Source organism: Amycolatopsis thermophila, from assembly GCF_030814215.1.
Classification (GTDB): Bacteria; Actinomycetota; Actinomycetes; order Mycobacteriales; family Pseudonocardiaceae; genus Amycolatopsis_E; species Amycolatopsis_E thermophila.
The window spans coordinates 6771136-6792006 of the sequence record NZ_JAUSUT010000001.1 but is presented as its reverse complement, the minus strand read 5'-3'; the positions used below and the strand labels follow the sequence as shown (position 1 = coordinate 6792006).

20 protein-coding genes are annotated in these 20871 nt (G+C 70.0%); 12 read left to right on the top strand and 8 right to left on the bottom strand.

Annotation, left to right across the window (positions count from 1 at the left end; genetic code table 11):
- Nucleotides 1-10 precede the first annotated feature (10 nt).
- Complete coding sequence (locus FB470_RS33265) at nt 11-1330, top strand: acyl-CoA dehydrogenase family protein (RefSeq protein WP_442320441.1); 1320 nt, start codon at nt 11-13, stop codon at nt 1328-1330.
- A 280-nt stretch (nt 1331-1610) separates the two neighbouring features.
- Here the strand turns inward: FB470_RS33265 and FB470_RS33260 are convergent, their stop codons facing one another.
- From FB470_RS33260 to FB470_RS33235, 6 genes are all read right to left on the bottom strand, one after another.
- Nucleotides 1611-2612 (bottom strand): ABC transporter permease, encoded by a 1002-nt coding sequence (locus FB470_RS33260; RefSeq protein WP_306998060.1) that lies wholly within the window; start codon nt 2610-2612, stop codon nt 1611-1613.
- A gap of 34 nt (nt 2613-2646) precedes the next feature.
- On the bottom strand, nt 2647-3591 hold the full coding sequence (locus FB470_RS33255; protein WP_306998057.1) for an ABC transporter permease: 945 nt from the start codon (nt 3589-3591) through the stop codon (nt 2647-2649).
- Nucleotides 3592-3594: 3 nt separating this feature from the next.
- Entirely contained in the window at nt 3595-4473 is an 879-nt protein-coding gene (locus FB470_RS33250) for an ATP-binding cassette domain-containing protein (protein WP_306998055.1), read from the bottom strand.
- Nucleotides 4470-5432 carry an ABC transporter ATP-binding protein gene (locus FB470_RS33245; protein ID WP_306998053.1) on the bottom strand — a complete coding sequence of 321 codons (963 nt, stop codon included), beginning with the start codon at nt 5430-5432 and terminating at the stop codon, nt 4470-4472. Before FB470_RS33245 ends, FB470_RS33250 begins: the two co-directional genes overlap by 4 nt.
- 61 nt (nt 5433-5493) lie before the next feature.
- A complete protein-coding gene (locus FB470_RS33240) occupies nt 5494-7014 on the bottom strand; it encodes an ABC transporter substrate-binding protein (protein WP_306998051.1) in 1521 nt (506 codons plus the stop codon).
- Nucleotides 7015-7139: 125 nt separating this feature from the next.
- The gene (locus FB470_RS33235; RefSeq protein WP_306998049.1) at nt 7140-8663 is read right to left on the bottom strand and encodes an ABC transporter substrate-binding protein; all 1524 of its coding nucleotides are present in this window, start codon (nt 8661-8663) and stop codon (nt 7140-7142) included.
- A 367-nt stretch (nt 8664-9030) separates the two neighbouring features.
- Here FB470_RS33235 and FB470_RS33230 point away from each other — a divergent pair, with 367 nt between their 5' ends.
- From FB470_RS33230 to FB470_RS33225, 3 genes are read left to right on the top strand one after another with little or no spacing between them, the layout of a single operon-like run.
- Nucleotides 9031-9195, top strand: a complete 165-nt coding sequence (locus tag FB470_RS33230) for a CoA transferase (RefSeq protein ID WP_306998047.1) — start codon at nt 9031-9033, stop codon at nt 9193-9195.
- Nucleotides 9131-9835, top strand: a complete 705-nt coding sequence (locus tag FB470_RS35895; protein WP_370876634.1) for an alcohol dehydrogenase catalytic domain-containing protein — start codon at nt 9131-9133, stop codon at nt 9833-9835. The genes FB470_RS33230 and FB470_RS35895 overlap by 65 nt, the downstream gene beginning before the upstream one ends.
- On the top strand, nt 9836-10294 hold the full coding sequence (locus FB470_RS33225) for a nuclear transport factor 2 family protein (RefSeq protein ID WP_306998045.1): 459 nt from the start codon (nt 9836-9838) through the stop codon (nt 10292-10294).
- 741 nt (nt 10295-11035) lie between these two features.
- Here FB470_RS33225 and FB470_RS33220 read toward each other — a convergent pair.
- The gene (locus FB470_RS33220; RefSeq protein WP_306998043.1) at nt 11036-11698 is read right to left on the bottom strand and encodes a FadR/GntR family transcriptional regulator; all 663 of its coding nucleotides are present in this window, start codon (nt 11696-11698) and stop codon (nt 11036-11038) included.
- 145 nt (nt 11699-11843) lie between these two features.
- Between FB470_RS33220 and FB470_RS33215 the strand changes: the two genes are divergently transcribed.
- From FB470_RS33215 to FB470_RS33200, 4 genes are all read left to right on the top strand, one after another.
- On the top strand, nt 11844-12728 hold the full coding sequence (locus FB470_RS33215; RefSeq protein WP_306998042.1) for a fumarylacetoacetate hydrolase family protein: 885 nt from the start codon (nt 11844-11846) through the stop codon (nt 12726-12728).
- A gap of 18 nt (nt 12729-12746) precedes the next feature.
- Nucleotides 12747-13508, top strand: coding sequence for an alpha/beta fold hydrolase (locus FB470_RS33210; protein ID WP_306998040.1), 762 nt, complete (start codon nt 12747-12749; stop codon nt 13506-13508).
- 45 nt (nt 13509-13553) lie between these two features.
- Nucleotides 13554-14792, top strand: coding sequence for a metal-dependent hydrolase family protein (locus FB470_RS33205; protein WP_306998038.1), 1239 nt, complete (start codon nt 13554-13556; stop codon nt 14790-14792).
- Between the two features lie 86 nt (nt 14793-14878).
- A complete protein-coding gene (locus tag FB470_RS33200; RefSeq protein ID WP_306998036.1) occupies nt 14879-15223 on the top strand; it encodes a DUF1636 family protein in 345 nt (114 codons plus the stop codon).
- Between the two features lie 457 nt (nt 15224-15680).
- Here FB470_RS33200 and FB470_RS33195 read toward each other — a convergent pair whose 3' ends face one another.
- Nucleotides 15681-16190: a MarR family winged helix-turn-helix transcriptional regulator gene (locus tag FB470_RS33195; RefSeq protein WP_306998033.1), complete on the bottom strand. Its 510-nt coding sequence runs from the start codon at nt 16188-16190 to the stop codon at nt 15681-15683.
- A 136-nt stretch (nt 16191-16326) separates the two neighbouring features.
- On the opposite strand from FB470_RS33195, the gene FB470_RS33190 reads away from it, so the two are divergent.
- The 4 genes from FB470_RS33190 to FB470_RS33175 are packed head-to-tail and all read left to right on the top strand — an operon-like array spanning nt 16327 to nt 20853.
- Nucleotides 16327-17373 carry a M29 family metallopeptidase gene (locus tag FB470_RS33190; RefSeq protein WP_306998031.1) on the top strand — a complete coding sequence of 349 codons (1047 nt, stop codon included), beginning with the start codon at nt 16327-16329 and terminating at the stop codon, nt 17371-17373.
- Entirely contained in the window at nt 17370-18152 is a 783-nt protein-coding gene (locus tag FB470_RS33185; RefSeq protein WP_306998029.1) for a maleate cis-trans isomerase family protein, read from the top strand. Before FB470_RS33190 ends, FB470_RS33185 begins: the two co-directional genes overlap by 4 nt.
- The gene (locus FB470_RS33180; RefSeq protein ID WP_306998027.1) at nt 18149-19420 is read left to right on the top strand and encodes an FAD-dependent oxidoreductase; all 1272 of its coding nucleotides are present in this window, start codon (nt 18149-18151) and stop codon (nt 19418-19420) included. The genes FB470_RS33185 and FB470_RS33180 overlap by 4 nt, the downstream gene beginning before the upstream one ends.
- Before the next feature lie 38 nt (nt 19421-19458).
- Nucleotides 19459-20853, top strand: a complete 1395-nt coding sequence (locus FB470_RS33175) for an MFS transporter (RefSeq protein WP_306998025.1) — start codon at nt 19459-19461, stop codon at nt 20851-20853.
- The last annotated feature ends 18 nt before the right edge of the window (nt 20854-20871 follow it).

The window sequence follows — 20871 nt, the reverse complement described above, 5'->3', positions numbered from 1 at the left end:
GAGGAGGACGATGGTGTTCGATTTCAGTGTGGAGCCGGAGTTCCAGACCAAGTTGGACTGGGCGGCCCGGTTCGTCGCCGAGGAGGTTGAGCCCCTGGACCTCCTCTTCCCGCACTCTGGTGACCCGTTCGACGTGCACAACCAGAAGTCCCGCGCGATCCTGCGCCCGCTGCGGGAGAGGGTGAAGGAGCAGGGCCTCTGGGCCTGCCACCTCGGTCCGGAACTCGGCGGTCACGGCTACGGGCAGGTAAAGCTCGCCCTCCTCAACGAGATCCTCGGCAGATCGCTGTGGGCCCCCACGGTCTTCGGCACCGCCGCGCCGGACACCGGAAACGCCGAGATCCTCGCCATGTTCGGCACGAACGAGCAGAAGAAGCAGTACCTGCAGCCGCTGCTCGACGGCGACCTGGTCTCCGCCTTCTCGATGACCGAGCCCCAGGCCGGGGCGGACCCCAAGGAGTTCGTGTGCCGCGCCTGGCAGGAGGGTGATGAGTGGGTCATCGACGGGGAGAAGTGGTTCTCGTCGAACGCCCGCTACGCGTCCTTCCTCATCGTGATGGCGGTGACCGACCCCGAGGCCGCGCCGCACCGCCGGATGTCGATGTTCATCGTGCCTGCCGAGACGCCGGGCGTCGAGATCGTCCGCAACGTCGCGACCATGGGGGAGCGGTCCTCGCTCGATGAGGGCAGTCATGCCTACATCCGCTACAACCAGGTCCGTGTCCCCGCCGACGCCATGTTGGGCCGGCCGGGCGGCGGCTTCGCGGTGGCCCAGGCCCGCCTGGGCGGCGGCCGGATCCACCACGCCATGCGCACCGTCGGCAAGTGTCAGCGGGCGCTCGACATGATGGTGGAGCGGGCGGTCTCGCGGCGGACCCAGGGCCGGCGGCTCGGTGACACGCAGGCGGTGCAGGCGTTCATCGCGGACTCCTCGATCGAGCTGACCCAGCTGCGACTGCTCGTGCTCTACACCGCGTGGACGATCGACACGCAACCGCACGGCTCGGCGCGCTCACTGATCGCGTCCTCGAAAGTCGCGATGGCGAAGGTCTACCACGACATCATCCACCGGGCGATCCAGATCCACGGGGCGCTCGGCACCACCGGCGAGCTCCCCCTGGCCGGTTGGTGGCAGCACGTCCCGGTGATGGGCCTGGCGGACGGACCGACCGAGGTGCACCGGTTCACAGTCGCGAAGGGCCTGCTGAAGACTGCCGAGCCGGCAGACGGCCTGTTCCCGAGCGAGCACATCCCGCCGAAGCTGGAGGCGGCGCGCAAGCGGTATGCCCACATCCTCGAGGACGTCCCCGCGCCCGCGGGCGAGAATTGAGGACGGAGCGCACATGTCTGCCGCGGTCACTACTGGGACACCGACAACGCCGGCAACATGACCAACCGCTCGGGCAGCCGACCCGAACTGGTATCCGCTGTTCCCCAACCCATGCCGGGTGGAGGTCAGGATCAGCGAGCGGCCGGCGGCAGCGCGTTCACCAGAAGGTGAGTCGATCCCGGGGCCCGACGTGACTGGGATCGTAGCGGCGCATCAAGGCCGAGGAGCCGTCGCGAGGGGCGACCGGACGCGGGGTCGAAGGTCGGCGGACGGTTCGCATTCACGGTGCTGTCCGTGTCTTGTCCTCCCCGGGTTCAGGTTGTGCTCGGTGGCCGCGGGTGGTCGCCATCCGGACGAGTCGGCGGACGCCCCGGGGTCCGCGGTCGGTGGTGATGCCGCGGCCTTCGAGCGCGTCCCGCAGGCCGTCGCCGAGGACGGCGAAGGCCAGGATCGTCAGTACGATCAGCACGGCCGGGGCGGCCATGAACCAGGGCGAGTCGTAGATCGCGTCGAACGCGTCCCGCAGCATCGTTCCCCAGCTCGCGTCGGGGGGCTGGACGCCGAGCCCGAGGAAGCTCAGGCTCGCTTCGGCGATGATGATCACGCCGGCCGAGAACGTCAGCTGGACCAGCAGCGGCGAGCTGGCGTTGGGCAGCACGTGCCGCCACACGATGCGCCATGGCGAGTAGCCCATCGCCCGGCACGCCTCGACGAAGGTCTCCCTCGTGATCGATTGCGCGGCACCGCGGGCCAGGCGGAACAGCGGCGGCGCGAGAACGACCCCGATAGCGATCATGACGTTGGTCAGACCCGGGCCGAGGATCCCGACGATGGCCAGCGCGAGGATCAGCGGCGGGAGGCTGAGCAGCGCGTCCGAAATACGGCTGAGCACCGCGTCCACCCAGCGGCCGGCGAACCCGGCGACCAGCCCCAGCGGAATGCCCGCCACCCCGGCGATGGCCAGCGCCTGGATCACCGCGAGCAGCGTGACCCGTGCGCCGAACAGGGCGCGGGCCAACACGTCCCGGCCGAAGTTGTCGGTGCCGAGCAGGTGCGCGGAGCTGGGGCCCTGGAGCTGGTTTACCAGGTCCTGGGCGGCCGGATCGGCCGGGGCCAGCACCGGTGCCAGTACCGCGGCCAGCGCCACGAGTACCAGGAAGCCCAGCGCGATCATCACCGAGCGGTTGCGTCGAAGCTGCCGCACGGTGCGGCCCGCACGCCGTCGTCTGCCTGCGAGGGGGGCCTCGGCAGGCGTGGGCGCGGTGGTGGAGGTCTGGGTCATCGCCTGCTCCTCGCCGAGCGGTTCGGGCTTGGTGTCATCGCCGGAGTCTCGGGTTGAAATAGCCGTAGGACACGTCGACGATCAGGTTGACGATCAGCACGGCCACCGCGCTGGCCATGACCACGCCGAGGATCACCGGAACGTCGCGCTGGTTGACCGCGGTGACCGCGAGACTGCCGAAGCCCGGCAACGCGAAGACGAACTCGATGGTGACCGAGCCCGCGAGGATCCGGCTCGCCTGCAAGCCGACGATCGTCACTATCGGGACGCCCGCGTTCTTCAGCCCGTGCTTGCCGATGATCACGGGGGCGCGCAGGCCCTTTGAGCGCGCGGTCCGCATGAAGTCCTGGCCCAGGGTGTCGGCCATCGCGGCCCGCGTCTGCCGGGCCACCTCGGCACCGGAGATCGCGGCCAGGGCGAGCGCGGGGAGCAGGAGATGGCTCAGCCAGTCCCCGAAGCCATTCTCACCGATCGGGCTGTAGCCCGTGGCCGGCAGCATCGACGCGCTGATCGCGAACACCAGCACCAGCACCAGCCCGATGACGAAAGGCGGCACCGCCATCAGGACGGAGGTGATCGCGGTGATCACCCTGTCCAGCAGGCGGTTCGCGTGCAACGCGGCCGTGACGCCTGCCGGGACACCGACCAGCACCGCGATCACCAGGGTGACCAGGGCGAGCGACAGGGTGATGGGGATGCGCTCGGTGATCAGGCTGGTGACCGACTGGCTGGACGTCAGCGAGGTGCCCAGGTCGCCACGGATGGCGTGGGTGAGCCAGATCCAGTATCGCACGAGGAGGGGCTTGTCGAGGCCGAGCCGGGTCTCCGCGGCCGCGATGTCCTGGGGCGTCGCGTTCTCGCCCGCCGCGGCCGCGGCGGCGTTGCCCTGCATGAGATCGAGCAGGACGAAGACGAAGAAGCTCAGGACGATCAGCAGCGGGATGGCCGACAGGATCCGTCGCACGACGATGCGCAGCACCGGTCAGACCTCCGATCCGACGGCCGGGTCGTCCTGTGGTTCCGTGGTCTTGTGCTTTGCCTCCGCTGCCTCCTGGCGGGCCTGCCGGCGTCGCGGGCGCGCCGAGGGGATGGCCGCGACGAGCGCTTGGGTGTAGGGATGCCGGGGATCGGAGAACAGCTGTTCCGTCGGCCCCTGCTCGACGATCTCACCGTGGCGCATGACGATCGTGCGGTGCGCGAGAAACCGTACCAGCGAGAGGTCATGGGAGATGAACAGGAAACCGATGCCGCGTTCGGCCTGCAGATCCAGTAACAGGTTGAGCACCTGCGCCTGAATGGAGACGTCGAGCGCGGCGACCGGTTCGTCGCACACGATGAAGTCCGGCGCGGTGGTCAGCGCCCGTGCGATCGCGATGCGCTGCAACTGCCCGCCGGAGAACTCCCGCGGATACCGGTCGAGGTGATCCTCGCGCATCCCGACCCGCGTCAGCAGGTCGAGGACGCGGGCGTCGCGCCTTCGACCTTTCAACCCCTCGTGCACCGTCAGCGACTCGCCGATCAGATCCCGCACGACCATCCGCGGATCCAGCGACGAGAACGGATCCTGAAAGATCATCTGCGCCCGGCGGCGCATGGTACGCAGGCCGGACCCCTTGAGCGCCAGCGCGTCCTGACCGAACATCCGAATCGAACCGGTGTCGGGCTCGATCAGGCGCAGCACCATGCGGCCGACCGTCGACTTGCCCGCACCGGTTTCGCCGACGATGCCGAGCGTCTCGCCCGCGCCGACGGTGAACCCGACGTCCCGCACGGCGTGAGTGCGCTCGACGACCCGGCCGAGCAGGTTCCGTCGCGCCGGATAGCTCTTGCCCAGCCCGGAAACCTCCACCAGCGGGGTCACTGCGGCACCCCCGCGAGGTCGAGCTCGCCGAGCCGGACACACCGAGCCGGGCGCTCGTCGGGGCCGGCGTGCAGTGGGTTGCTCCCGGCATCGCACCGGCCCGCGACCGCGTAGTCGCAGCGCGGATGGAACCGGCACCCCCGCGGCAGGGCCCACGGTGCGGGTACGGCGCCCGGGATCGAACGCAGTCGCTCGCCCGGTGCTGTGTGGTCCGGGATGGCCGCCAGCAGCCCCTCGGTGTAGGGGTGGTGGGGACGGTGGAACAGCTCCTCCAGGACGCCGGATTCGACGATCTGCCCGGCGTACATCACCGCGACCCGGTCGCACATCTCCGCGACCACACCGAGATCGTGTGTGATGAACAGGATCGATACCCCGAGCTCGGCCTGCATCTCGTTCATCAGCCGCAGCATCTCGGCCTGCACGGTCACGTCGAGCGCGGTCGTCGGCTCGTCCGCGATGAGCAGGGTCGGGCGGCACGCCAGTGCCATGGCCAGCATCACGCGCTGGCACATGCCGCCGCTGAACTGGTGCGGGTAGTCGTGTACCCGCTTGCCCGCGTCGGCGATGCCGACGGCGTCCAGCATCGCCGCCGCCTCCCCCAGCGCGGCCCGGCGGGACAGCCCGCGATGCCGGCGGAACACCTCGGCGATCTGGTCGCCGACGGTGAAGGCGGGATCGAGGCTCCGCCGCGGCTCCTGGAAGATCATCGCGACCTGGTCCCCGCGGAGGTCGGCGAGCGCGCGCTCGGACAGGCCTATCAGGTCGCGCCCCGCGAGCCGGATGGTGCCCTGGGGGATCCGATGCTGCCCACGAGGCAGCAGGCCCATCGCCGCGAGCGAGGTGACCGTCTTGCCGGACCCCGATTCACCCACGAGCCCGACGGTCTCGCCGCGGCCGACGGTCAGGTCCACCCCGTCGACCACGCGCACCCAGCCGCGCTCCGTCCGGAACTCCACCGCGAGATCGTGGATCTCCAGTGCGGTTGTGCTTTTCCGCTCATCATCGGGGTTTTTCTCCTCAGCGCTTCGTCATGCCGACGTAACGCAGGTCGACGACACCCTGGAAATCCGACTGGCCCATGGAGTCCATGCCGACGACTCCGCTGCGGTAGGCCACCTGCGTGGGCAGGGCACACAGGAACACGTCCGGTGGCTGCTCGACGGCCAGGGTGGAAGCCGTCTGCAGCGTGTGGTCGACCTGGTCGGCGGACAACCCGGCGTCGAAGGCCGCGGTGACGGCGTCGGCGAAGCCGCCGGGCATCGGCCCCGGCGAGCGTCCCGGCAGGAGGTAGCTGTCCCGCAGGGTCATGGCCCCGGTCGGCCCCGCCGTGCGCGTCTGCAGGTAGGCATCGGCCGTGGTGCCGGGCTTCCACATCGCGAACGCCTGGACGGCGTCCTGGGAGTCGATGGTCACCTTGACCCCGATCTCGGCGAGCTGCGCCTGCACGACGGGCGCCATCCGGTCCTGCGGTGACAGGCCCGCGGCGACGAGCATCTTCATCTCGAAGCCGTCCGGCACGCCCGCCTCGGCGAGCAGCTGCTTCGCCTTCGCCACGTCGTGGGTGTAGGTCACGGGCGGACTCGGGAGGTACCCGGCGCCCTGGTAGACCTGGGTGAGCGGTTGCCCGTTGGGCGGGCACTGCCCGGCCAGGACGGCGCGGTTGAGCGCGTCCCGGTCGATCGCGTAGTTCAGGGCCTGGCGAACCTTCACCCGGTCGAGAACGGGGTGCGCGGTGTTCAGGAAGATCGCGTATGTCGCCGCGGCGGGATAGGAGTGGAAAGCGAAGCCGGGCCCGAGCGAGGACGCCTTGTCGTACTGGCCGACTTTGGACAGCATCGCGTCGATCTCGCCCGAGCGCAGGGCGCTGAGCCGCGCGTTGTCGTTGGTGATGCCACGGATCTCGAGGCCCGCGAGCTTGATCGCCCGGGGATCCCAGTACGACGGCGCTCGCTTGTAGGTGACGCCGTCACCGAGCCGGACCGACTCCGCGACGTAAGGCCCCGAACCGTCCGGGACCCGGTCGAGGTCGGGGCGGCCGATCGACTTCGGGTTGATGATGGAGCCCGCGGTGGCCGAAAGCGCGTAGGGCAGGTCCGGGGCGGAGCGGTTGGTGTCGATCCGGACGGTCAGGGGGTCGACGACGGTCACCGCGCTGATCATCGAGAGCTGGCTTTTGACGGTGGAGGCGGGCAGTGTGAGCGCCCGGTCCAGGCTGGCCTTGACCGCGTCCGCCCGCAGCGGGGTGCCGTCGTGGAAGCTCACGTCGTCGCGCAGTGCGAAGGTGACCGACCGGCCGTCCGGAGCGAACGTCCACGCCTTCGCCACCATGGGCTCGAGCTTGGGCCCGGCGGTGATCTGGGTCAGCCGGTCGTAGAGCGGGAACAGGTACGGCGTCTGGGCGATCACCGAGGGCGCGACGTGCGGGTCGAGGCCCGTCGGGGTGACCGTGTAGCCGAAGCGGAGCGTCGCGTTCGGGTCCGCAGCTCCGCCGGCCGGGCTCCCGCCGTTCCCGCCGCATGCGCACAGAAGCACGGTCACGACCGTGACGAGTGCGAGGCCGAGTTTCCATCGGCGGCAGTGGTTGCGCATCGTGTGTATAACCCCCACACCATCGGAACTGCTGTCTGTGCCGGGTTGCCGGCGTTCAAGAGTTGCGCGGTCGATCAGCCGCGGATGCCGAGTCCGCGAACGTCGAAGGTGCCGACCACGTCCGCGTGCGCCATCTGCTCCACACCGTCGACCTTGTTGGAGTAGGCGAACAACGCGCCGGAGGCGCAGACGAACGTGACCAGTGCCTGCTCGGAGATCGTCCGGTTCGCCTGCTGCAGCAACCGGTCGCGGGCCGCGGCGTCGAGGGAGGGATCGAACGCCTGGTTCACGGTGTCGGCCAGGCCCGCGGGAAGCGCGCCAGGGAACCGCGCCTGGTTGAGGAAGTTGTCGCGCAGAGTCAGCGCGGGCGTCGCCGAGGTGATTTGCGCGTGGACCAGCCCGTCGGCCTGCCCGCGTCCGAACTTCGCTTGCGCCTGGGTGATTTCCATCGGCTGGATGTTCAGCCGCACGCCGATCTGGCCGAGCTGGTTCTGCAGCGCCACAGCGAGGTCGTTCTGGGGCTGCAGCCCGGTCCCGACGAGGACGGTCATGGTGAAGCCGGAGGGCACACCGGCCTGGGCGAGCAGGGCGCGCGCACCGGCCAGGTCGGGCGCGGGTGTATCGGGAAGGTCGGCAACGTGCCCCTGGCTGCCCGGCGCCGCCAGCCGTTGCGTCGTCGGCGCGCACGAGTTCTTCATGAGCGTCTCGCTGATGACCTTGCGGTCGACCGCCATCCCGAGGGCCTGGCGCACTCGGACGTCGGAGAGGTTCGGCGCGCTGGTGTTGAGGATCATCCCGTAGACGCGCGAGGGCGCGAACAGGTGCGACGAGAACCCGGATCCCAGATGTGCCACCTCGGGTCCCTGGGTCAGGTCGGTGAGCACCATGTCCAGCTGCCGGGAGCGCAGCGCGGCGAGTCGTGCGTTCGGGTCGGGTACGCTTACCACCTCGAGTCCTGCGGTCCGCTGCGCGTCGGGATCCCAGTAGCCGTCCCGCCGGGTGTAGGTCACCCGATCCCCGCTGCGCACCGCGGTGACCTGGTACGGACCCGATCCGACCGGGTGCTGCGCCAGATCCGGCGAGTCGATGGCACGGGGACTGATGATGCTGCCCGCCGTGTCGGACAGGACCGCGGGCAGGTCGTCCGCGGGCCGGTTGGCGCTGACGCGCACGGTGTGCGGGTCGACGACGTCGACCGACGTGACCATCGCCAGATCGGTGCGGGTCGTGGCATCCGGTGTGCGCGCGCGGTCGAGGCTGGCCTTGACGGCCGCGGCGTCGACCGGGGCGCCGTCGCTGAAGGTGACGCCGTCGCGCAGCTTGAACTCGACCGATTTGCCGTCCGGTGCGAACTGCCACGACGTCGCCAGCATCGGCTCGATTTCTGGACCGGCCGCGAGGCGGGTCAACCGGTCGTAGACCGGTGCGAGGTAGGGAAACGCGGCAGAGGGCACCGGGGTGTGATGCGGGTCCAGCGAGCCCGGGGCTGCGGACCAGGCGACCTTCAACGTGGCGGACCGGTTGAGCGCTCCCGGCTGCGAAGCGCCACCACCCGGTCCGCCGCACGCGGCGACCAGCAGTGAGAATACCGCGATCATCAGCCCAGCACGGCCTGCACGCCTCATTGCGCACCTTCCTGATCATCGACGCTCAGGCGGTACCCGAGCACAGCAAGGCAGCACGACGGACGCGCCGTCGTACGGGGATTGGTCGACTACCTGTCAGACAGTGACGATGAGTGCAACGCTACCTCGGGAAGATTTAGCCATGGGTGCGCTCCGGTGTCAACGCCCAAAATGGACGGACTGCGAGAGTTGTGCCGGGGCACGATGGTTACCAGGCGTTCAGGACGGATGCCTCGTAGGCGGATCCATCGTCAGGGGCTGAACATCACGTCATTCGACTATTGCAACATCAGAGCTGAGAAAGTTAACTGGCTATCGGCATCGACGCCGAGGAGGCCCCATGGCGAAGACGAGTCCGCTCGCGGGCATGCACGTACTCGAGCTGACCGGCGCGCGGGCAGGCCGGACTGCCGGGATGTTGCTGGCCGATCTCGGTGCGGATGTGCTACGCCGTGGAATACGGCCGCGACGACCAGTGCCTCAATCGTGGGGGCCGGGCCCGTGAGCTCGCTTCCACCGTGCTTTTCCTGGCAGTGACGAATCGTCGTTCATCACCGGAACCGCGTCGCCGGTGGACGGGGGCTACCTCGCCTCTGCCGGAGTGGGCCGCGGGGAGGTGCGAATCCGGGTGGTGGCGGCGGCCGTCACCCCGGCGGATCTGGTGCTGTGGGCGGGGTGCGCGCGGAGGCGCCTGCCAGGGGCGCCCGCCTCACGTCGCCGGCATGGGGGTGGCTGGACTCGTCGACGCGGTCGGCGAGGGAGTGGATCTGTCCGTCGGGGACAGGGTGATGGCGATCGTTTCCCCGTTCGAGTCCCCGGCAGGCGGCTTCGCCGAGCAGGTGGTGGTGCCGGCGGGTCGGGCCGTGGTGGTGCCGCCGGACTGGTGCGGTCGCTGGGGGCGCAGCGGACCCCGGATGCGGGATCGGCAAGCACGACGTCCACGTCGCTGGGCAACGCGGCCGCAGCGACCTGCTCGAGTGCGCGACCTCGCTGCCGCTGGAGTGCTGACCCCGCGGGTGGCCGTGTGTGCGACGCCGAACTCGCCGGCGTCGCGCACGCCGACCGGGAAAAGGGTGGTACCCGCGGACGGATCGTACTCGAGTTCTCACACTGATTTCGTTTTCCGAGCATGGAAGGTTGGATAGATGGCTGTGGCACCGGTGCCTGATGCCGTGTTCGCTCAGCTCCGCGACCTGATCGACAAAGCGGAGATCAGGGAGCTGACGGCGCGCTACAACAAGACCTTCGACGATTGTGATGCGGAGGCCTACGCGGACACGTGGACCGAGGACGGGGTGATGGTGCTCGACGGGGTCGAGGACCACCGCGGTCGCGAGGCGTTCATCAGAGACTGCCTCAACTGGGCCGGACGGATCGTCCACACGACCACGGACCCGATGATCGTCGTGAACGGTGACGAAGCGACGCAATGGTGCACGGTCATCAGCTACACACGGTCCACGGACAGGCGCGACAACGCGTTCCTGTTGACGGGCACGTACCACGACACGCTCGTGCGTACGGCCGATGGCTGGAAGTTCAAGGTCCGCCGCGCCACGACGGACCGGAATTGGGAAGCGCCACCACCCGAAGCCGGAAGCTGAGCGACACGCACCGGGAGCGCGCACTCTCGGAAATGGGCGGGTGATCGGTCCATACCTGACCGAGCGAGTCCGCCATGCCTCCTGCCTCGACACCGGCGCTCGTCTGCCGAGCCGCACCCGGGCGGCCAGTCGGGCGGTGAGGGCTTGAACCCGTACCGTGGCGCGGTTTCCGCGTATCCGGCGAGGTAGGCGGCGCTCGGCGGAGTGCCCGCCTCGGTGATCGGCTGGCTTTCGCGCAGGCCGCGCGTGAGGCGGGCATGTCGGAGAACGCGTACATCTTCCAGGTAATCGAAGCGGCCACGGGAAAGCGGGTGGACGAGACGATCTTCGATCGCCCCTGAACGTGCGACGTCTGATCCTTGGCCTATCGCGTCATGAGCCTACACGGAGGGATGGCTCGACTGAGGCCAATGCGACGGGGCCGGCCAGCGGCGGTTCGATGGCCTCCGCACGACCGCGGCTATGGAAACGTCAGCGCGGTTCGCCGTCGGCTTTCACGTCGGTCATGGCTGGCGTCCTACTTGCGCGAGACCACCAAGACCACGCTCGAACAGCCTACGTCCCTCGAACGGACCGAGGTCGACAACGTGACCGTGCTGGCCCACCCTGCGAAACCGCGGCGACAACCTGCTCCGCGCCTGGCCGCGCCTTCCGCTGCCCTGAACGCTCGTCACCGCCGCCGGGGGACCCGGAGTCGGTCCGTCCGGCTTGTCGGTTGGACCTGACCCGGGTATCCGGCGGTCAGCCTCGGCCGAGGAGGGTGTCGGTGACGTGCTGCAGGTGGTGGCGCATGGCCGCGCCGGCGCCGTCGGGGTCGCGGTCGCGGAGGGCTTCCACGATGTCGGTGTGTTCGCGGTGGTAGCAGGCGCGCAGCTCGGGGGTTGAGGTGCGGCGCTTGAGGTTTCCCCACACGGGCAGGGAGCGGGCGGTGTTCATGACCTCGAACATGCTCATGAGCAGCCCGTTGTGGGCGGCGATGGCGATGGAGCGGTGCAACGTGGCGTCCCAGCGCTCGAAGCCGTCGAAGTCGCTCGCGCTGCCGCCGGCGGCGAGCGCCTGGCCGATGCGGTCGAGGTCCAGCTGTGTCGCGACGCGGGCGGCGAGGATGGTCACCTGGGGTTCGAGCAGCAGCCGGACCTGCATGATCTCGGCCGGGCTGGTGTCCGAGGGGGCGGACTCGGCGTGGCTGGCGATCGCGTCGGTGAGGAAGGTGCCACGGCCGACGTGACGTTCGACCAGGCCGTCCCGTTCGAGGGCTTCGAGGGCGCGGCGCACGGCGCTGCGCGGCGCCGACAGGCGTTCGACGAGCGCGCGCTCGGTGGGAAGTTTGGCGCCGGGGCCGAGGCTGCCGTCGCGGGTGCCCTCGGTCACGAGGGCCCGCAGGGCGTGTTCGACCGTCGTCATGGACGGATCATAACGCAGCGCCGGAACCAATGCGAACCAATTCGACCATCGAGAGCAAAACCGCCGCAGCTATCGACAGGTTCCTGTCGTCCGCGTAGCGTGACCCTGGTCAAATTTGGTTCATATTGGTCAGGATTGGTTCGAGATGAAGCTGGTGACCTTCTCCTCCGGGTCGCGCGACCGGGTCGGTGTCGTGGATGTCGAAGCCGGCGTGGTGCGTGATGTGACCGAGCTACTGCCCGCCGGAACCGGGGTGCTCCAGCTGATCGATCGCTGGGCAGAGCTGGGGCCCCTCGTTGCCGAGCAGGTGGGGTCGCTCCCGGCGGTGCCGCTGAAGTCGGTGCGGTTGCGCGCTCCGATCCCGTCGCCGCGGCGCAACGTGTTCTGCGTGGGCAAGAACTACCGCGAGCACGTGGCCGAGTTCGGCCGCAGCGGATACGACACGCCGAGCCGGTCGGAGGCCCTGCCGGAAAAGCCGATCGTGTTCTCGAAGGCGACGACGTCGGTGACGGGCCCGTTCGACGACGTCGAGTCACACCCCGGGGTGACCCGCGAGCTGGACTACGAGGGCGAGCTCGGCGTGATCATCGGCCGCGGAGGCCGTGGTATCGCCCGGGAGGACGCGTTCGAGCACGTGTGGGGTTACACCGTCATCAACGATGTGACCGCGCGGGATCTGCAGCGCGACCACAAGCAGTGGCTGCTGGGCAAGTCGCTGGACACCCATTGCCCGATGGGTCCGTACGCGGTCAGCGCCGACGAGGTCCCCCACGTGGCCGGGCTGGAGCTGGAGACCACCGTCAACGGTGAGAACCGGCAGCTCGCGCTGGTCAAGGACCTGATCTTCGACATCCCCGACCTGATCGCGACGCTGTCGGCGGGGATCACCCTGCTGCCCGGCGACATCATCGCCACCGGCACGCCGGCCGGCGTCGGGATCGGGTTCGAGCCGCCGAAGTTCCTGCGCAGCGGGGACGTCGTCGAGGTCGCGATCACGGGTCTGGGCCAGCTCCGCAACCGGATCGCCTGACCAGGAAGGAGTCTTCGCATGAACATCAACGGTGCCGACCTCGCGGTCGAGGTCGACGGTGACGGCCCGGCTGTGCTGATGGTGCACGGTCTGGGTGGGACGTCCAACTTCTACCAGGTGCAGGCCGAGGCGCTGGCGCAACGATTCCGGGTCGTCCGGGTCGACTCCGCCGGTGCGGGGCGATCGGCCCTGCGCGAGGGCATCAGCATCACCTCGCACGCCGACGACCTCGCTGCGGTCCTCGACGCGCTGGAGGTGCCCACCGCCGCGGTGGTGGCCCACTCGATGGGCACGCTCGTCGCCAGGGCCCTGGCCGCCCGGCACCCGGAGCGGGTCAGCGCGCTCGCTCTCCTGGGCGCGGTGGCTGAACCCGGCGATGCCGGCCGGCAGGCGCAGCGCGACCGGGCTGCGGTGCTGCGGGAGCGGGGGACCGCAGCCGTCGCCCCCGGCGTGGTGGCCAACGCCCTGTCCGAGACCACCCGCCGCGACAAGCCCGAGGTCGCCGCGTTCGTGCGCGAACTCGTGATGCGTCAGGACCCGGAGGGCTACGCCCGCAACTGCGAAGCCCTCGCCGCCGCGACCGCGCCCGGCCCGATCCCGGGAACTCTGCCGTTGCTGCTGGTCACCGGAACCGACGACAAGGTCGGACCGCCCGCCGTCAGCGAAGCTCTGGCGCGCGAGCACGGGGACGCGAGCGTGCACGTCCTGCCGGGCGTCGGGCACTGGACCGCGCTCGAAGCCGCCGGCGACACGACCGAGCTGCTGGCCAAGTTCCTCTGATCGTCCACCACGAAGTCCCTGACCCTCAACGATGAGGAGGTCCTCATGTCCATCCCCGCCAGCAAGATCCTCTTCCAGGACGTGTCCATTCTGGACTCCACCGGAGCCGAGCCCTACCGCGGCGACGTGCTCATCGACCACGACCGCATCGTTTCGGTCGGCGCCCTGGCGCCGGGAGCCGGCGACGGTGCCCGCGTCATCGAGGGACGTGGTCGCACCCTGATGTCCGGGCTGTGCGACGCGCACACGCATTTCACCTGGAACAACAGCGGCGACCTCGACGGACTCGCGGCACTGCCGGTCGAGGAGCACCTGCTGTTCGCGATCGAGTCGGCCCGCTCGTACATCGATTCCGGCTACACCATGTGTCTCGGCGCGGCTTCCGCCAAGGACCGCCTCGACGTCGTCTGCCGCGACGCGATCAACGCCGGCCGCATTCCCGGCCCGCACTACCTCGCCAACGGGCCGGAGATCGCGGTCACCGGTGGGGAACTGGTCAAGGGCATCACCTGGTTCGCCGACGGGCCGGAGGAGATGCGCAAAGCGGTGCGCCGTCTGATCGAGATCGGTGTCGACCAGATCAAGCTGTCGATGACCGGTGAGGAGATCACCGGCACCCAGCGCGCCGAGGACACCTACATGTCCGACGAGGAGGTCGCTGCGGCCGTCACCGAAGCTCACCGGCGCGGCAAGCGGGTCTGTGCCCACGCCCGTAGCGCCGAGAGTGTCAAGATGTGCGTCCGGCACGGTGTCGACATCGTCTACCACGCCAGCTTCACCGACGAAGAAGGCATGGACATGCTCGAGGCCGCCAAGGACTGGATCTTCGTCGCGCCCGGTGTCAACTGGCTGGTCGCCACCCTCTACGAGGCCGGGGACTTCGGCTACCCGCAGGAAGCGGCCGAGGCCGCCGGCTACAAGCGCGAGCTGGAGATGGCCACCGCCGCGATGATCGAGATGCACCGGCGCGGCATTCGCGTGCTGCCGGGCGGCGACTACGGCTTCGCCTGGACCCCGCACGGCACCTACGCCCGCGACCTGCAGCACTTCGTCGAACGCTTCGAGTACACCCCGATGGAAGCGATCCTGGCGGCGACCGCCCTGGGCGGCGAGATCATGCTCCGCCCCGGCGAACTGGGCAAGGTCCAGCCCGGCTACCGGGCCGACCTGCTGCTCGTCGACGGCGATCCCCTCGCCGACATCACGGTCCTGCAGGACAAGGACAAACTGCACTACATCATGAAGGACGGCCGGTTCCACAAGGAAACCCCCGACCAGCGCTGACGCCCGGCGTCCACCGGGCCGCCCGGCCTCCACGGCGGGCGGCCCGGCCGATCCCCACCGGACCACCGCTCACCCCAAGGGGTTCCATGCTGCTCGTCTGCCGCACCTGCCCCCGCTACGACAACCACCGCAGCGGAGAATTCAGCAAGGCCCTCGAAAACGCTTTCGCCGACGACCCCGCAACGGCCGGGATCGAGGTCCGCTTCGTCCAATGCCTCGGCGGCTGTCCCCGCGACGGCGTCGTCGCCGTCGACGGACCCGGCAAAGCACGCGTCCGATTTTCCGGCTTGGCACCCGAGGACGCCGAAGCGATCGTGCAGGCGGCCCGTGCGCACGCGGACTGCGTCAGCGGAGCGCCCGGGGACTGGGCGATCCCATCCGAACTCGCCGGCCGGGTCAGCTCGGTCACCCTCAAACGCGCACCACGCTGACGCGACCGCGGAAGGGTGCGGTCGGCGTTGTCCCACCACTGGGCGTGCGGCACCAGGGCCGGTGGTGCTCTTCGGGAATGGCGTGGACCGTTCCGCTCGCTGGTCGAACCCGTGCCACCGGTCGCCGCTGCCCTGGCCGTCCTGGCCATCGGCGCGACGACGGTCGCAGCGTCGACCTCGTCCGCGCACCCCGTTACGGCGAACAGCCACCAGGCGCCCGCCAACAGCCCCCAGGCGATGCTCGACGCCTGGCTTCGCGTCTGGAACGGCGACTATTCCGAGGCGGCCGGCCACCGGCACCTACGCCGGCGGCTTCCCCGGCGCCGAGGCCCAGCCCGGCACCAACGTCACCTTCACCGGTACCGACACCCTGCCGATGGACAACGGCAAGTTCGTGGAGTACTGGCTCAACTCCGACACCCTAGCCGCCCGGGGCGCCGCGGCCCGGCGAACGCCGTCACCGCAGATCTTCGGTGGCGGCGACCGCTTCCCACCGTGCGCCGAGCGCGTTGAGCAGCGCCGCGATGTCCACGTCGTCCGCGATGTCGTCGCCGGCCAGGAGCGCCCTGTCCAGCTTGCGCGCGCGGCGGTTGACCCGGGCGAGGACGGTCTGGCCCTCCTCGGTCAGCGACAGCAGCTTCCGCCGGGCGTCGCGGGGGGATTCCACGCGCCGGATGAGTCCCCGGCTTTCCAGCCTGCGGCAGAGGTCGGCCATGGTCGAGGTGTCGAGTGCGACGGCGCCGGCCAGTGAGCTCTGGTCGCTGCCGGGATAGGCGCGGACCGCGGACAGCACGGCGAATTGCGGGCCCGTCAGCACGGGGTCCACGTGCCGGTTCCAGGCGGCGAGGTAGGCCTGGTACAACCGGCGCGCGCCGTAGCCCGGGGCGGCCAGCAGGTCGGGTGGCGGCGCCGGCGTCACGGCGGGGACCCCCCGCTCACGTCGGCTCGCGCGCACCGGCTCACCCATCCCGTTCCTCCCACCTCGACCGTGCCCACTGCTCCGTCCGTCGCAATGCTACGTGCTCGGACGATCCGGAACTTCCCCGCCAACTCTTGCGTATCCGGATAGTACGTGTTCGGATTAATGGCGGAGGTGGTCACCGATGGACCAGAACCTGTTCAACGACATCTGCTTGCGCCAGCTGACGTTCTCCGGGGTGCACGAGGGCGAGACCGTGGTCGTGCTGACCCGCGGCGGCGAGCGAGCGGAGTACGCCGACGCCTTCCTGTGGGCCGCCCAGCAGCTGGGCGCCGCGACCTACCACATGCGGCTGCCCTCACCGGTCAGCGCGTCCGGAGCGTGGGCGGTCGGCGATTCCGGGCTCGGGAACATCCCCCGCGCGGTGGAGGCGCTCAAGGACGTGGACATGGTGGTCGACTGCACGTTCCTGCTGTTCAGCAAGGAACAGTTCGCCATCCAGGAGGCCGGCACCCGCATCCTCACCGCGGTCGAGCCGCCCGAGCTGCTGGCCCGGCTCATGCCCACCAGGGAACTGCGCGAGCGGGTGGAGATCGGCGCCGAGCTGCTCGCCAAGGCCAGCACCATGCGGATCACCAGCCCGGCCGGCACCGACGTCACCTACCGGCTCGGCATGTACCCGACGATGTCGGAGTACGGCTACACCGATACCCCCGGCCGCTGGGACCACTGGCCGGCCGCGTTCGTCTTCACCGGCGGCGCCGACGACGGTGTCGACGGCAAGATCGTGCTCTCGCCCGGCGACGTGCTGCTGCCGTTCAACACCTACGTGCAGACGCCGGTGGAGATCACCATCGAGGAGGGGTTCATCCGCGACATCCGCGGCGGCGCCGGATCATCCGGTTTGGACGCCGACCTGCTGCGCTCCTACATCGAAAGCTTCCACGACCCCCGCGGCTACGGGATGAGCCACGTGGGCTGGGGCCTGGACGAGCGCGCGCACTGGCACGGCCTGACCCAGTTCCCCGGCGGGATGGGCATGGAGCTGCGCAGTTTCTACGGCAACGTGATGTTCTCCATCGGCCCGAACAACGAGCTCGGCGGCCCCAACGACACGCCGTGCCACTTCGACATCCCCATGCGCGGCAACTCGCTCTACCTCGACGACGAGCTGATCGTCGACGCCGGTGAGCTGACCGTCCCGGAGATGCGCCCGGTGGAGAAGCGATGACCGACCACCACATCGGGATGATCGTCCCCAGCTCGAACCTCACGATGGAGACCGAGCTGCCCCGGATGCTGCGTGCCCGGGAGGAGGTCGAGCCGGGGGACCGGTTCGTCTTCCACTCCGCGCGGGCCCGCATGCAGCACGTCGACCCCGAGCAGCTGCGCGCGATGAACGCCCAGGCGGGGCGCGCGGCGGCCGAGCTCGCCGACGCCCGCCCGGACGTGGTCGCCACCGCCTGCCTGGTGGCGATCATGGCCCAGGGACCCGGCTACCACTGCACCGCCGAGGACGACATCACCCGCGTCCTGCGCGCCGAAGGGTGCGCCGCGCCGGTCGTGTCCAGCGCGGGGGCGCTGCTGTCCGGGATCGCCGCGCTCGGCGCTGCGAAGATCGCGATCATCACCCCGTACCTGAAGCCGCTGACACAGGCGGTGGCCGACTACATCGAGGACGCCGGCGTCGAGGTGGCCGACGCGCTGTCGCTGGAGGTGCCGGACAACCTCGCGGTGGCCCGGCTGGACCCGCACGACCTGCGCGAGCACTACCGCAGTCTCGATCTGTCCGATGTGGACGCGCTGGTGCTGTCCGCGTGCGTGCAGATGCCGTCGCTGCCGTCGATCCAGGCGGTGGAGGACGAGGTGGGCATCCCGGTGCTGTCGGCGGCGACCGCGACCACGTTCCGGATCCTGTCCGAACTCGGGCTCGAACCGCGCGTGCCCGGGGCCGGGCGGCTGCTCGCCGGAGCGGGCGTGGCGGACAGCGTGACGAGGAGGTCGGCGTGACAGCGAGCCAGTCGTTCGAAGTCGTGGTCGTCGGCGGTGGCCTGGGTGGCCTGTGCGCGGCGCTGTCGCTGCGGCAACGGGGCCTGCGGGTCACCGTGGTCGAAGCGGCGCCGCAGCTCGGCGAGATCGGCGCGGGCATCCAGACCGCCCCGAACGCCAGCCGCATCCTCATCGGACTGGGGCTGCGGGCCCAGCTCGAGCGGGTGCGGACCGAGCCGCAGGACCAGGTCCGCCGCCGGTGGGCCGACGGCAGCATCATCGCCCAGCTGCCGCTGGGGCAGCGGGTCACCGGAACCTACGGCGCCCCGTACTGGCACTACCACCGCGCCGACCTGCACCGCGTGCTGCTGGACGCGTGCGTCGACCCGGACGGCCACGGGCCGGTGGTCCAGGTGGCGACCGGTGCGCGGGTGGTCGAGCTGGACCGTGCGCAGCCGCACCGGCCGGCCGTGATCACGGCCGACGGCCGCCGCTTCGCCGGGGACGTGGTGATCGGGGCGGACGGCATCCGCTCCGCCGTGCGCGACCTCGCCGGGTTCGACGACACGCTGGAGTTCTCCGGCGAGATGGCCTACCGCGCCCTGATCCCCGGCGACCTGATCGCCCAGGACCCGGCCACCCGGTTCCTCGTCGATCGTTACCACTCCACGATCTGGTACGGCCCGGACAAGCACCTGGTGCACTACATGATCCGTGGCGGTGAGTACCTCAACGTGGTCGCGATCGTGCCGTGCAGCGAGACGATCGCCCGCGAGTGGAGCGGCCCGGCGACCGCCGCGGAGCTCGCGGCCGAGTACCAGGACTGGGACGACCGGGTCCCGACCGTGTTGTCGAAGGCCAAGGACGAGGACGTCTCGGTGTGGGCGATGTACCGGCGCCGGCGGGATCCGGTGTGGGTGGACGGCCGCGTCGCCCTGCTCGGCGACGCCTGCCACGCGATGCTGCCCTACCAGGCGCAGGGCGCGTCGCAGGCGATGGAGGACGCCGCCGTGCTCGCCGAGGAGCTGGGGCGCGTCACCCGCGACGGGATCGACGGCGCCTTGATCCGCTACGTCGACCGGCGCGCCAAACACGCGGGCATGGTCCAGGACGCGTCACTGCAGAACATGAGCTTCTACCACCTGCCCGACGGTCCGCAGCAACGCGAGCGCGACGAGAAGCTGCGCCGGTTCGACGGCGAGTCCGACGTGTCCTACGACTGGCTGTGGAACGGCAGCCCGCTCACCGATCCCGACACCGAGTCCATCCACTACCAGTTCGCGCGCTGAGGCGGGCGAACTGACCGACAATCGCAACGGAGCGATTCATGCGTACCGGAGATCAGATCGTCCAGGACCTGCCCTGGCGCTGGAGCGTGCAGGGAAAGATCTTCCTCATCGGTGGCCTCGGCTACATGTTCGACGCGTGGGACGTGGCGTTGAACGGGTTCCTCACGCCACTGGTCGGGGCCGATTTCGGGTTGTCGCCGGGGCAGAAGGGCCTGGTGGCGACCGCCAACCTGATCGGCATGGCGGTGGGGGCCGTGGTGTGGGGCACCGTGGCCGACCGCATCGGCCGGAAACGGGCGTTCAGCATCACGCTGCTGGTGTTCGCGTTGTTCTCCGTGTTCGGGGCGTTCGCGCCGAACGTGGCGGTCTTCCTGCTCCTGCGGTTCCTCGCCGGTGTCGGGCTCGGCGGGTGCATCCCGGTGGACTACGCGATCGTCAGCGAGTTCTCGCCGCGGCGGCACCGCGGCCGGGTGCTGTCGGCCATGGACGGCTGGTGGCCCGTCGGCACCACGCTGGCCGCGGTCACGGCGACGTTGCTGGTGCCGGTCTCCGGGAACTGGCGGTGGATGCTCGTGCTGATGATCCTGCCCGCGCTGCTGCTGTTCTGGGCGCGGCGCGGTGTCCCGGAGTCGCCGCTGTACCTGGTCCGCAAGGGCCGCGACACGGAGGCGCGCGCGGTCATCGACGATCTCGTCCGCCGCACGGGAGCGCCCGTCGAGCCGTACTCGATCCCGCCGGCGGTGGTGGAGGACACCCGCGGGGGCGCGATCACGGCCGCCTTCGACCAGTTGCGCCGGGTGTGGGCGTTCAACCCGCGGATCACGGCGGTCGCGTGGTCGTTGTTCATCACCGTCATGCTCGTCTACTACGCCGCCCTGAGCTGGATGCCGTCGATCCTGCGCGCCCAGGGCTTCGGCGAGATCGCCGCGTTCGCCTCGACCGCGCTGATGAACGCGCTGGGCATCGTGGGCGTCGCCGTGGCGGTGCTGCTGGTGGAGAAGGTCGGCCGGAAGCGGATCGTCGCGGTCGCCGGGCCGCTCGCCGCGCTCTCGCTGGTGGTGTTCTCGCTGCTGCTGGGCACACCCACCGCGGCGGTGGTGGCGATCGGCGCGTTCGGGCTGCTGTCGCTGGTGGTCATCCCGGTGATGTACGCCTACGTCTCCGAGCTGTACCCGACCGAACTGCGGGCCTCCGGTTTCGGCTGGGCGTCGTCGTCGAGCCGGGCCATCACCGGTTTCGCGCCGCTGGTGTTCGGCAGCCTCCTGTGGCCGGTGCTCGGGTTGCCGCTGACGTTCACCGTGCTGGGCGGTCTCGTGGTGGCCGCGGTGGTGTTCATGATGGTGGGGGCGCCGGAGACCCGGGGCCGCGAGCTCGACCGGATCACCGTGGCGGCCGAGCCCGTGGTGCCCGCGAAATCCACGCAGGTGCCGTGAGCGTGACTGACAGGAGGT